This is a genomic window from Drancourtella massiliensis (assembly GCF_016900655.1).
GTDB lineage: Bacteria > Bacillota > Clostridia > Lachnospirales > Lachnospiraceae > Sellimonas > Sellimonas catena.
The window spans coordinates 60,610-73,834 of sequence record NZ_JACJKH010000005.1 but is presented as its reverse complement, the minus strand read 5'-3'; the positions used below and the strand labels follow the sequence as shown (position 1 = coordinate 73,834).

Below are 13,225 nucleotides of genomic sequence, written 5' to 3'. Positions count from 1 at the left end.
GCTGCTTCATTTTTGTCTTTTATTCAAAAAATGTGCTGACAAGTTCGTTTACAAGTTTGCCATCGGCTTTTCCTTTGACCTTCGGCATCAGCTCTTTCATGATCTTTCCCTTGTCTTTTGCAGTCGGATGATCCAGACCCATATCAGAGAGAACAGAGGCGATGACAGATCTGATCTCCTCTTCATCCATCATCTTCGGGGCAAATTCTTCAAGAACCGCGATCCGTGCCCGGCATTCTTCAATGATTTCGGTACGGTCTTCCGGGGTCATCTCCAGAGTCTCTTTTGTCTGTTTGATCTCCTTTAAGACAACCTGTACTTCCTCTTCCTCAGTCAGATCTTCCCGCTTGTCGATTGCTTTATTTTTCAGAGCGGCAAGAAGAGAAGACAGAGTTTCTTTTCTTGCCTTGTCGCCGGCCTTCATGGCAGCGACCATTTCTTTTCTTACATCATCGATTTTACTCATAGCCTTATGGACCTCCTAAACGTTTTTCTCTATTTTACTATCTCTGAGGAAAAAGTGCAAACAGAATAAAAATTTTCCTTTTGCAGATACTAGCCTTATGTGAAAGCCGGAAAAAAGCGGCTGATTTGTGAAATGGAGGGAACTTTACAGAAATGAAAGCGACGGGAATTGTGCGAAGAATCGACGATCTTGGAAGGGTGGTTGTTCCAAAAGAAATACGCAGAACACTGGGAATCCGCGAGGGAACTCCGCTGGAAATCTTTACGGGCCAGGACGGCGAGGTTATTCTGAAGAAGTATTCTCCACTTGGAGAAATATATACATTTGCGCAGAACTATGCAGAGAGTCTGGCACAGGCATCGGGAATGCTTTCCTGCATTACGGATATGGAAAAGGTGATTGCTGCTTCCGGAACAGGGAGAAAAGATGTAGCAGAACAGGAGGTATCAGAGGAGTTTGTCTGTCTTCTGGAAGAACGGAGAGCGGTATCCATAAGCCACAGCGGGGGATCCGGTATCAATTTTCTGAAAGAAAAGATGGTGGACTATGGAGAAATTTTTGTCTGTCCGGTGCTGGCAGGAGGCGATGTGATCGGATCAGTTCTTTTTGTCAGACCGGAGCGGCAAAAAGGCATTTCCGAAGAAATCTGTCAGAAACTGGCTCAGTGCGCGGCTGCATTTCTTGGAAGTCAGATGGAAACGTAGTCATAAAGAGAAAATCCGCATCATACAATAGTCTTAGAAAAACGGGACAAGGGGGATGCGATGAGAGTAAAAGGACAAAAATCGGGGGTCATGCGGATCTTTCAGGCACTTCTGGTATCCTACATCGTTACGGGAATCCTGCTTCTGGTGCTGGCGGTGCTGCTTTATAAGCTGAATCTGGATAAAGGAAAAGTGACGGCAGGAATTACCGGTATCTATGTTGTGTCCGCGTTTGCGGGAGGTTTTCTGATCGGGAAGCTGCAGAAAGTACGGAAATTTATCTGGGGACTGATTCTTGGAATGCTATATTTTCTGCTCCTGGTACTGGTGTCCGTTGGTGTATATCACACCCTTCAGGGCGATACGATGCAGATTGTGACAACGCTGATACTGTGTGCGGCAGGAGGAATGCTTGGCGGAATGCTGTCGTAAACGAAAAAAAGGCTTTAAAAAAGAAACCGCCTATGATATAATAATTTCTAGCAAAATGCATAAGGAGGAAATCAGGATGAAACACATTAAAACATTAAATACACAGACTTTAAACAACACAATGAAAAAAGGCGGATGCGGAGAATGCCAGACATCCTGCCAGTCAGCATGCAAGACTTCCTGCACAGTAGGAAACCAGACCTGCGAACAGAAGAAATAGGCAGACAGGACTTATAAGTGAAATTACAGGACAGCGGCTATTTGGTCGCTGTCTCTTGATGTCTACAGAAAAAAGAGAAAGGGGTACACAAAGTGATCCATCAGTACCAGAATAATGGATATAATATCGTTCTGGATGTTAACAGCGGATGTGTCCATGTCGTAGATCAGATGGGATACGATCTGATCGCAGCACTGACCGCGATGAATCCGGAGCAGACAGCCGATACCATCCGGGAGGGTGAGACAAAGGAAAAAATCAAAAAACAGTATCAGGAGAAATATAATCCGCAGGAGATTGACGAGGTGCTCGATGATCTCGCTGAACTAGCGGAGGCAGGACAGCTCTTCGCACCGGATACTCATGAGTCCTGTATACAGGATGTCATGAAAAGAAAGACAGTAGTAAAGGCGCTCTGTCTCCATATTGCCCATGACTGCAATCTGGCGTGCAAATACTGTTTTGCCGAGGAGGGCGAATATCATGGAAGACGTGCGATGATGTCCTATGAAGTAGGGAAAAAGGCGCTGGATTTCCTGATCGCAAATTCCGGAAGCAGAAGAAACCTGGAAGTAGACTTCTTCGGCGGGGAGCCGCTGATGAACTGGCAGGTTGTCAAAGATCTTGTGGCATATGGAAGAGAGCAGGAGAAGATTCACGATAAACATTTCCGTTTTACTGTTACGACGAACGGCGTACTGCTGAATGATGAAATTCAGGAGTTTATCAACAAGGAGATGGACAATGTCGTGCTGAGCCTGGACGGAAGAAGGGAAGTCAATGACCGGATGCGTCCGTTCCGGAATGGAAAAGGAAGCTACGATCTGATTGTTCCAAAGTTCCAGAAACTTGCCGAGAGCAGAAACCAGCAGAAATACTATGTGCGCGGTACATTTACGAGACAGAACCTGGATTTTTCAGAGGATGTGCGCCATTTTGTAGATCTCGGATTTCAGCAGATGTCCATCGAGCCGGTTGTCGGTGATGATACAGACCCGTACGCAATCAGGGAGGAAGACCTGCCTCAGATTTTTGAGGAGTATGATAAACTCGCAAAATATATGATTCAGAGAGAAAAAGAAGGGAATGGATTTAATTTCTTCCATTTTATGATCGACCTGGAAGGCGGACCGTGCCTTGCTAAACGGTTGTCAGGATGCGGTTCGGGAACCGAATATCTGGCTGTAACACCGTGGGGAGACCTCTATCCTTGTCATCAGTTTGTAGGAGATGAGGATTTCCTGATGGGAAATGTAGATGAGGGTATTACAAAGCCTGAGATTGCGGACGCATTCCGGTGCTGTAATGTCTACTCAAAAGAAAAATGTAAAAACTGCTTTGCGAAGTTCTACTGCAGCGGCGGATGTATGGCGAATGCATACCATTTTGAGGGAAATCTGAATGATGCATATGACATCGGATGCGAGATGGAAAGAAAACGTGTGGAATGCGCCATCATGATCAAAGCGGCGCTGGCGGACAACTCCGGAGAGAGCGAAGAAGCTTAGAGAAGGGGATGTAAAGTGTGAAGAAAAGCAGAGGGATCGCAGGATTGATTGTGACAGTCCTTATAATCGGACTGCTGGTATATACGACAGCCATCGGATGGGGCCGTTCCCAAAGCGGTGCCATGGAAAACATCAAACTCGGGCTGGATCTGGCCGGCGGGGTCAGCATTACCTATCAGGCAAAAGAGGAAAACCCGTCGCCGGAAGAGATGCGGGACACTATCTACAAACTGCAGAAGAGAGTAGAAGCATACAGTACGGAAGCGAATGTATACCAGGAGGGAGACAATCGTATCAGCATTTCCATTCCGGGAGTGTCGGATGCCAATGAGATTCTGGAAGAGCTTGGACAGCCGGGATCGCTGGAATTTCAGACAGCAGATGGCGAGACGGTTCTGACAGGAAGCGACATTAAAACCGCAAAGGCGATGAGCGGTCAGAACCAGACGACAGGAGCAAATGAATATACGGTAGAGCTTCAGTTAAATGAGCAGGGAAAAGAAAAGTTTACCGAGGCGACAGAGAAGAATGTCGGAAAGGAAATTTCCATTATCTATGACGGCGAGGTAATCAGCTCCCCGACTGTGAATGAAGCTATTACTGTGGATACCGCTTATATTGACGGAATGGCAAGTTATGAAGAAGCCGAAGAGCTTGCTTCCGCAATCCGGATCGGCGGTCTTTCCCTGGAACTGGAAGAGCTCAACTCACAGGTGCAGGGAGCCCAGCTTGGCGGGGAGGCAATCAGTACAAGTCTTCTGGCAGGAGCAGTCGGACTTGCGGCAGTCATCCTTTTTATGATTGCTGTTTATCTGCTTCCGGGACTTGCTGCAGGGCTTGCACTTCTGATCTATACCGGACTGGTGCTGGTGCTGTTGAACGCATTTGACATCACTCTTTCCCTTCCGGGAATTGCCGGAATCATTTTGTCCATTGGAATGGCTGTGGATGCAAACGTCATTATCTTTGCAAGGGTGAGGGAAGAAATCGCGTCCGGAAAGAGTGTGCAGAACGCGCTGAAGAGCGGATTTCACAAGGCACTTTCCGCAATCATTGACGGAAATGTCACGACGCTGATTGCAGCAGCGGTACTCTGGTTTCGGGGATCGGGAACGGTCAAAGGATTTGCGCAGACACTGGCTCTTGGCATCGTCGTTTCCATGTTTACCGCGCTGGTAATTACACGGATGATCATCAATTCGTTCTATGCGGTGGGAATCCGGAACGAGAAGTTCTATGCAAAGAAAATGAAGGAAAGAAAGCCGGTAGACTTCCTTGGAAAGAGAAAGATCTGCTTTGCTGTTTCCCTGCTTGTGATCCTTGCCGGATTTGCCGTGATGGGATATCATCATGTGAAAGAAAACGGTATGCTGGCCTACAGTCTGGAATTCCGGGGAGGAACATCCACGACAGTGGATTTTCGGAAAGATTATTCGATTTCGCAAATTGAATCCCGGATTGTTCCGGTGGTTGAGAAAGCATCCGGAGACTCGGAAGTACAGACACAGAAGGTGAAAGGAAGCACTGAGATTGTCATCCGGACGAAAGCCCTTGATCTTGACCAGAGGGAGGCATTAAATCAGGCACTGGCTGATGAGTTCCAGGTGTCGGATTCGGACATTACCTATTCCAGCATCAGTTCTACGATCAGTGCGGAGATGAGGCAGGATGCGGTCGTTGCGGTGATTATCTCCACAGTCTGCATGCTTCTTTATATCTGGTTCCGGTTTAAGGACATCCGGTTTGCCACAAGCGCGGTGACGGCCCTGATTCATGACGTCCTCGTCGTGCTTGCCTTTTACGCCGTATCCCGTATTACAGTCGGAAGTACCTTTATTGCGTGCATGCTGACAATTGTAGGATATTCGATCAATGCAACCATTGTAATATTTGACCGGATCCGGGAGGAGCTGAAAGCGCGGAGGAAGAAAGAACCACTTGCCGAACTTGTAAACAGATGTATCACAATGACGCTGACAAGAAGCATCTATACTTCTCTGACGACGTTTATTATGGTGTTTGCGCTCTTTGTTTTTGGTGTCACATCAGTCAGAGAATTTGCACTGCCTCTGATGGTCGGTATCGTGTGCGGTGCATATTCTTCCGTATGTATCACGGGAGCACTCTGGTACGTTATGAAGACAAGAACCGGAAAGAAGAAATAAAACATGAAAAGGATGCAGCAGGATGGAAAGTATGGATCTTGCGGCATCCTTTTGCTTTTTTGGAGGAATACAATCGATGAAAAACTGGGTACTGCTTAGAAAGGGAGGAAATTTTACAGAGCTGGGGAAACGGTTTGGGATCCGGCCGAGAACAGCGGCGCTGATCCGCAACCGGGATATTATCGGAGAGGAGGCTTTTGACCGTTATCTGAATGGAACCATCGCGGATCTGTATGATGGAATGCTTATGAAAGATATGGATAAGGCGGTGGATCTTCTGAAGGAAAAGATTGTGGAGAAACAGAGTATCCGCATTATCGGAGATTATGACATTGACGGAGTCAATGCTACATATATTCTTCTGGAGGGGTTGAAAGGACTGGGCGCAGAAGTGGATTATGACATCCCGGATCGTGTCAGGGACGGATACGGGTTAAATATTGATCTGATTGACCGTGCGCTGGATGACAATATTGATACGATTGTGACATGTGACAACGGAATCGCAGCGCGCGAAGAGATCGCGTATGGGAAAAGTATGGGAATGGCTGTCGTTGTAACAGACCATCATGAAGTGCCGTATGAAGAATACGAAGACGGTACACGTGGCTACCTGATTCCGCCTGCCGACGCGGTGGTGGATATCAAAAGAGAGGACTGCCTGTACCCGTTCAAAGGACTGTGTGGAGCAGCTGTGGCCTACAAGCTGGTCGAGGCACTTTACAATGCCATGGGAAGAGATCCGGAAGATGTGGATTATCTGATGGAAAATGTAGCCATCGCGACGGTAGGAGACGTTATGGATCTGACCGACGAAAACCGGATTTTTGTAAAACAGGGGCTGGAAATGCTGAAGAGAACGAAAAATCCGGGACTTGCCGCGCTGATGGAATGTACCGGAGTCCATACGGACCGACTGTCTGCCTATCATATCGGCTTTGTGATCGGACCGTGCATCAATGCCGGGGGGCGTCTGGATACAGCCAGACGGGCACTGGAGCTTCTGTGCGCAAAGACAAAAAAAGAAGCGGATCTTCTGGCGGGAGATCTGAAAGCTCTCAATGACAGCCGGAAGAATCTGACAGAGGAAGCAGTGAAAGAGGCGGTGGTCCAGGTGGAGACAACCGGATTAAAGGAGGATAAAGTACTTGTGGTGTATCTGCCAAAATGTCATGAAAGCATAGCGGGAATTGTGGCAGGACGTCTGCGGGAGCGGTACTACAAACCGGTGTTTGTCCTGACAAAGGCAGAAGAAGGAGCAAAAGGCTCCGGGCGGTCGATTGAAACCTACCATATGTACGATGAGCTGAGCAGATGCAAAGATCTTCTGACACGTTTCGGCGGACATCGTCTGGCAGCGGGGCTTTCGCTCCCGGAAGAAAAAATTCTGTCTCTTCGGAAAAAACTGAACGAAAATACGACAATGACGGAAGAAGACCTGACGGAGAAAGTTGTGATCGACATGCAGCTTCCTCTGTGTGAGATTACCGAGGATTTTGTGCAGGAACTTTCTCTTCTGGAGCCGTTTGGAAAAGGAAATACGAAACCGGTGTTTGCCCGGAGAAAGCTGCTTTTTCGGCGGGGACGGGTTATCGGAAAGCATCAAAATGTGTTGAAACTGGAAGTAGAAGATGCGGACCACACCACTATGGATGCCATCTTTTTTGGTGATCTGGAGACCTTCTTTTCCTGTCTGTCACAAAAGTACGGACCGGATGCAAAAGACCATCTTTTATATGGAAGAGGAAATCCGATTTTGATGGATGTTACTTACTATCCGGGAATCAACGATTACATGGGAAGAAGGACGCTTCAGATTACAATTCTCGATTATCGGTAATACTGATAAGAAAAAAGGCAGGATTACGCGAAAAACCTGTAGAATGCTCTGCTTTACACATTCTGGAAATAATGATATACTAAAAGATATATTCCAAAAAACGACATAATATTTGAGAGTAAAGCAGTGAAGAAACAGGTAAAGGAGGGGAATGATATGGCAGAAAAAATCAGACCGGAAGAAGTTACGACAGAAGTCCGCCAGGGGATGCGGATTGTGGACGGCCATGCTGTAAAAGAGCCTGAGGACTATCAGGACCCGGATGAGCTGTACCGTTATCTGATCGGGCATATCCATAAATATCACCCGTCAGCAGATGTTTCGCTGATTGAAAAAGCATATCAGCTGGCGAGCAAGGCCCATGCAAATCAGTTCCGAAAATCCGGAGAGGCATATATCATTCATCCTCTTTGGGTAGGCATTATTCTGGCACAGCTTGAGATGGACAAGGAAACGATTGCGGCCGGCATTCTGCATGATGTGGTAGAAGATACCGAGGTTACAAAAGAGGATATTGAAAAAGAATTCGGAGAGGAAGTAGCGCTTCTTGTGGATGGTGTTACAAAGCTGGGACAGCTTTCCTATTCTTCGGATAAGCTTGAAATGCAGGCGGAGAATTTAAGAAAGATGTTTCTCGCCATGGCAAAGGATATCCGTGTCATCATTATCAAGCTTGCCGACCGCCTTCATAATATGCGCACGCTGCAGTTTATGAAGCCGGAGAAGCAGAAGGAAAAAGCGAAAGAGACGATGGACATCTATTCTCCGATCGCCCAGAGACTCGGTATTTCCAAAGTGAAGACAGAGCTGGATGACCTTGCGCTTAAGTATCTCCATCCGGAGATTTTCTATGACCTGGTGCAGCAGATTAATGAGAGAAAGACCGAGCGGGAAGAGTTTGTGGCTCAGATTGTAAGGGAAGTCTCACAGCATATGGAAAATGCCCATATCAGGGCGGAAGTCAATGGAAGAGTCAAGCATTTCTTCAGTATCTACAAAAAGATGGTTAATCAGGATAAGACGGTAGACCAGATTTACGATCTTTTTGCAGTACGGATTATTGTTGACACGGTGAAAGACTGTTACGCGGCCCTCGGCGTGATCCATGAGATGTATACACCGGTACCTGGCAGGTTTAAAGATTACATTGCCATGCCGAAGCCGAATATGTATCAGTCACTTCACACGACGCTGATGAGTTCCGTCGGACAGCCGTTTGAGATTCAGATCCGTACAAAGGAGATGCACAAGACGGCCGAATACGGAATCGCAGCCCACTGGAAATACAAAGAGTCCAATGACGGAAAGAAGAATATCAAGGCTCAGGAAGAAGAAAAGTTAAGCTGGCTCCGCCAGATCCTCGACTGGCAGAAAGACATGTCGGATAACCGGGAGTTTTTGAATCTGATCAAAGGAGACCTGGATCTGTTCGCGGAAGATGTGTACTGCTTCACCCCGAATGGAGATGTCAAAAATCTTCCGAACGGTTCCACGCCGATCGATTTTGCATACGCGATCCACAGTGCGGTGGGAAATAAAATGGTCGGGGCAAGAGTCAACGGAAAACTTGTCAAAGTAGACTACAAGATTCAGAACGGCGACCGCATCGAGATTCTGACTTCTCAGAATTCCAAGGGACCGAGCCGCGACTGGCTGAATATTGTCAAGAGCACGCAGGCTAAGAACAAGATCAACCAGTGGTTCAAAAAGCAGTTTAAAGAAGAAAATATTGTCAAAGGAAAAGAAATGCTGATTTCCTACTGCAAGGCCAAAGGCTATGAGCAGGGTAATCTGATGAAACCGAAATATCAGCAGATCGTGCAGCAGAAATACGGCTTCAAGGACTGGGATTCCGTCCTTGCGGCAATCGGACACGGCGGACTGAAAGAAGGTCAGATTGTTAACCGTCTTGCAGAAGAATATAACAAAGACCACAGACAGGAGATTACGGATGAGGCTGTACTTGAAAAGGTAGCAGAGGCATCGAAGAACGTGGTACACATCGCAAAATCGAAAAGCGGTGTCATTGTCAAAGGAATCGATGACATGGCGGTGCGCTTTTCCAGATGCTGTAATCCGCTTCCGGGCGATGAGATCGTAGGATTTGTAACCAGAGGAAGGGGTCTTACGATTCACAGGACAGACTGTATCAATGTCCTTCATCTGACAGAGAGAGAGAGAGCAAGACTCATTCCGGTAGAATGGGAGGCCGATGCTGCGGAAACTTCCGAAGGCAAATATTTTGCGGAAATCAAAATGTTTGTGGAAGATAAGCCGGGTATGCTGATGGAGATTTCCAAAGTCTTTACCGAGGCGGAGATCGATATCAAGACGATGAATGTGCGCACAAGCAAGAAGGGCGTATCTACCGTGGAGATGGGATTTGTTGTAAGAGGAAAAGAAGAGATGGGACGCCTTGTAGGCAAGCTCAGACAGATTGAAAATGTAATTGATATAGAAAGGACGACGGGCTAAAGAAAGGCCGGGGCAAAAAAAGATGAAGATTCAGACATTTGTAACAGGCATTATCGGGACAAATACCTACGTTTTATACGATGAAAACACAAAAGAGGCCGTGCTGGTCGATCCGGCAGCATGTCCGAAAAAGCTGATGAACTTTATTCAGGAGGAGGGCCTTGACATGAAGGCTGTTCTCCTGACCCACGGACATTTTGACCATATTATGGGAATCCAGGATTTCCGGAAGGTCTATGATGTGCCGGTTTACGCAGGGGAGAGGGAAGCGGCGCTTTTACAGGATGCCCACTGGAATCAGTCCGATATCTATACGAACGGATACACGTTTTCCGATGCGGTCTATGTAAAAGACGGAGAAATGCTCCACATCGCCGGTTTTGACATTCAGGTGTTTTTTACGCCGGGCCATACGCCGGGCGGAGTCTGCTATTATCTGGCGGATGAGGGAATTCTCTTCAGCGGGGATACTCTGTTCCACCATTCTGTAGGACGCACGGATTTTGAGGGAGGAAGCATGTCAGATCTGGTACGCGGGATTGAGGAAAAGCTCCTCTGTCTTCCGGATGAGACGAAAGTCCTGCCTGGTCATATGGATGCGACCACCATCGGAGAAGAGAAAAAATACAATCCGTTTTTGAGAAAATAAAACGCGGGAGAGACTATGATGAAGCTGACATGTAATGATACTTTATACACATATGACGCGTATCATCTGTTGAAAGCTTTTTATCCGGACGAAGAAATCGAACAGCAGGTTAATGAAGAGCAAGAGTCACAGGTCAGGATCGAGACAGACCGTGATTCTTGTTTTTGTGTCAGCCTGGCCGGAGAGAAAGGTGAAATCGGGCAGATGGACAGAAGCAGGAGAAAGCATCTGGTAGTAAGTGCACTTTATGAGAAACTGAGTAAAATGGCAGGAAAGAAACTGCCGTGGGGAAGTCTCACCGGGGTGCGGCCGACCAAAATGTTCATGCAGAAATTAGAAGAAGGAGTGCCGGATCAGGAGATTCTGAACTGGATTGAAAAGGAGCACTTTGTCTCGGAAGAAAAGGCGGAACTGGGACTGGCAATTGCAAAAAGGGAAAAGGAGCTGTTGTCCAGACTGGATTACGAGAATGGATACAGTCTCTATATCGGAATCCCGTTCTGCCCGACAACCTGTGCATATTGTTCCTTTACTTCTTACCCGATTGCGCAGTATCTTGATCGGATGGACGATTACCTGGATGCGCTCTGCCGGGAGCTTTCCTATATTGCAGATGTTTCCAAAGAGAAAAAACTCAATACGATCTATCTGGGAGGCGGGACGCCGACATCCCTTAGTGCATCCCGGCTTGACCGTCTGCTGACTCATCTGGAGCAGCAGTTTTCCTATGAACATCTTCTGGAGCTTACCGTGGAGGCCGGGCGGCCGGACAGCATCACAAGGGAGAAGCTGGAGGTTTTAAGAAACCACGGAATCAGCCGGATTTCAGTCAATCCTCAGACCATGCAGCAGAAGACACTGGATCTGGTAGGAAGAAGGCATACAGTGGAGGATGTGGTGCAGACGTTTCGTCTGGCCAGGGAACTCGGCTTTGAGAATATCAATATGGATCTGATTGCCGGACTGCCTGGGGAGGCGCCGGAAGATATGGAAGATACGCTGCGGCAGATCCGGGAGCTTCACCCGGACAGTCTGACGGTGCATGCCCTTGCCATCAAGCGGGCATCGAGACTGCGCCAGGAACAGAGAAGCGGAGAAGGCTTTACCGGTCATCTGCTTTCGGCAGAAGACCTGACGGCCATGATCGATGCGGCGTACCGGTGCGCGGAGGAGATGGGGCTTGTCCCGTACTATCTGTACCGCCAGAAAAATATGGCCGGAAATTTTGAGAATGTCGGATATGCAGAGGTTGACAAAGCGGGAATTTACAATATACTAATTATGGAGGAAAAACAGTCGATTATTGCGGCGGGAGCGGGTGCTTCCACGAAGATTGTCCTCCCGGAGGAAGTAGAGATGCCGGGCAGCAAAAAGAAAAAGATGACAAATCTGATCCGCATTGAAAATGTGAAAAATGTGGACGAGTACATTGCCCGGATTGACGAGATGATAGAGCGAAAAGGAGAATGGCTATGGCGTTAAAGAAAAAACCGGTCACCGGAATGAACGATATGCTCCCAAGAGAGATGGAAATCCGTGACTATGTGATACAGATGATCAAAGAGACATACCGCACATTTGGATTTTCTTCGATTGAAACTCCGTGTGTGGAACACATTGATAATCTTCTCAGCAAACAGGGAGGAGAAAATGAGCAGCTTATCTTCAAAATTTTAAAAAGAGGGGCGAAGCTGAATCTGGAGACAGCAAAGACAGAGGCGGATCTGGTGGACGGAGGACTCCGTTACGATCTGACACTGCCGCTTTCCAGATATTATGCAAATCACGCGAATGAACTGCCGTCTCCGTTTAAGGCACTGCAGATCGGAAATGTGTGGAGAGCAGACCGTCCGCAGAGAGGAAGATACCGCCAGTTCATGCAGTGCGATATCGACATCCTGGGCGAGCCGTCCAATCTTGCGGAGATCGAGCTGATCCTTGCCACAAGTACACTCCTCGGAAAACTGGATTTCAAGAACTTTACTATCCGGATCAATGACAGACAGATCTTAAAGGCAATGGCTGCTTTCAGTGGATTTGCTCCGGAAAGCTTTGACGAAGTATTCATCATTCTGGACAAGATGGACAAGATCGGTCTGGAAGGTGTGGAAAGCGAGTTAAAAGAAGCGGGATATGAAGCACAGGTTGTGGAGACTTACCTGACACTGTTCAAGGAAGTGACACGTGATGTGGAAGGTATCCGTTACCTGAAAGAGAAGCTTGATGGATTTCTGGATCCGGAAGTGGCAGACGGTCTGGAGACGATCATTTCCAGCGTGGAAGCGGTAAAAGAAGCGGAGTTCAAGATGAGCTTTGACCCGACACTTGTCAGGGGAATGTCCTACTACACCGGTACGATTTTTGAGATCTCCATGGATGAGTTCGGAGGATCAGTAGGCGGAGGCGGACGCTACGACAAGATGATCGGAAAGTTTACGGGACAGGATACGCCGGCATGTGGATTTTCCATCGGATTCGAGCGGATTGTCCTGCTGCTTTTAGAAAGCGGCTATCAGGTTCCGACCAGGAAGGAAAAGAAAGCATTCCTGATTGAAAAAGGAATGCCGTCGGAAGGCATTACCCGAATCCTGGAGCTTGCGAAAGAAGAACGGGCAAAGGGATGTCAGGTTCTTGTTTCCAATATGAAGAAAAACAAGAAATTCCAGAAAGAGCAGCTTGCGCAGGACGGCTACACGGATGTGACAGAGTGCTTTGTACGGGAATTTGCGCCAAAGAGCGAAGAATAGAGCAAGAATAAATGGAGGA

Annotated in this window: 11 protein-coding genes; 10 read left to right on the top strand and 1 reads right to left on the bottom strand. The window is 47.6% G+C overall.

The window, feature by feature from the left end; all coding sequences use genetic code 11:
* Positions 1–19: 19 nt before the first annotated feature.
* Positions 20–466, bottom strand: coding sequence for a GatB/YqeY domain-containing protein (locus tag H6A32_RS04090; protein WP_087168314.1), 447 nt, complete (start codon positions 464–466; stop codon positions 20–22).
* A gap of 152 nt (positions 467–618) precedes the next feature.
* On the opposite strand from H6A32_RS04090, the gene H6A32_RS04085 reads away from it, so the two are divergent.
* The 10 genes from H6A32_RS04085 (at position 619) to hisS (ending at position 13,206) form a co-directional block, all read left to right on the top strand.
* On the top strand, positions 619–1,170 hold the full coding sequence (locus H6A32_RS04085; RefSeq protein ID WP_087168313.1) for a stage V sporulation T C-terminal domain-containing protein: 552 nt from the start codon (positions 619–621) through the stop codon (positions 1,168–1,170).
* Between the two features lie 60 nt (positions 1,171–1,230).
* Entirely contained in the window at positions 1,231–1,602 is a 372-nt protein-coding gene (locus tag H6A32_RS04080) for a TIGR04086 family membrane protein (RefSeq protein ID WP_087168312.1), read from the top strand.
* Positions 1,603–1,678: 76 nt separating this feature from the next.
* Positions 1,679–1,822, top strand: coding sequence for a six-cysteine ranthipeptide SCIFF (gene scfA, locus H6A32_RS04075; protein WP_008976445.1), 144 nt, complete (start codon positions 1,679–1,681; stop codon positions 1,820–1,822).
* A gap of 92 nt (positions 1,823–1,914) precedes the next feature.
* Positions 1,915–3,330, top strand: coding sequence for a thioether cross-link-forming SCIFF peptide maturase (gene scfB / locus H6A32_RS04070; RefSeq protein ID WP_087168374.1), 1,416 nt, complete (start codon positions 1,915–1,917; stop codon positions 3,328–3,330).
* Positions 3,331–3,347: 17 nt separating this feature from the next.
* Positions 3,348–5,495: a protein translocase subunit SecD gene (secD, locus tag H6A32_RS04065; RefSeq protein ID WP_204863817.1), complete on the top strand. Its 2,148-nt coding sequence runs from the start codon at positions 3,348–3,350 to the stop codon at positions 5,493–5,495.
* Between the two features lie 22 nt (positions 5,496–5,517).
* Complete coding sequence (gene recJ, locus H6A32_RS04060; protein WP_330616788.1) at positions 5,518–7,335, top strand: single-stranded-DNA-specific exonuclease RecJ; 1,818 nt, start codon at positions 5,518–5,520, stop codon at positions 7,333–7,335.
* A gap of 156 nt (positions 7,336–7,491) precedes the next feature.
* On the top strand, positions 7,492–9,810 hold the full coding sequence (locus tag H6A32_RS04055) for a RelA/SpoT family protein (protein ID WP_087168310.1): 2,319 nt from the start codon (positions 7,492–7,494) through the stop codon (positions 9,808–9,810).
* Positions 9,811–9,832: 22 nt separating this feature from the next.
* Positions 9,833–10,459, top strand: coding sequence for an MBL fold metallo-hydrolase (locus H6A32_RS04050; RefSeq protein WP_087168309.1), 627 nt, complete (start codon positions 9,833–9,835; stop codon positions 10,457–10,459).
* An 18-nt stretch (positions 10,460–10,477) separates the two neighbouring features.
* Positions 10,478–11,941, top strand: coding sequence for a coproporphyrinogen dehydrogenase HemZ (gene hemZ, locus H6A32_RS04045; RefSeq protein WP_330616787.1), 1,464 nt, complete (start codon positions 10,478–10,480; stop codon positions 11,939–11,941).
* Entirely contained in the window at positions 11,932–13,206 is a 1,275-nt protein-coding gene (gene hisS / locus H6A32_RS04040) for a histidine--tRNA ligase (protein ID WP_087168307.1), read from the top strand. The genes hemZ and hisS overlap by 10 nt, the downstream gene beginning before the upstream one ends.
* The last annotated feature ends 19 nt before the right edge of the window (positions 13,207–13,225 follow it).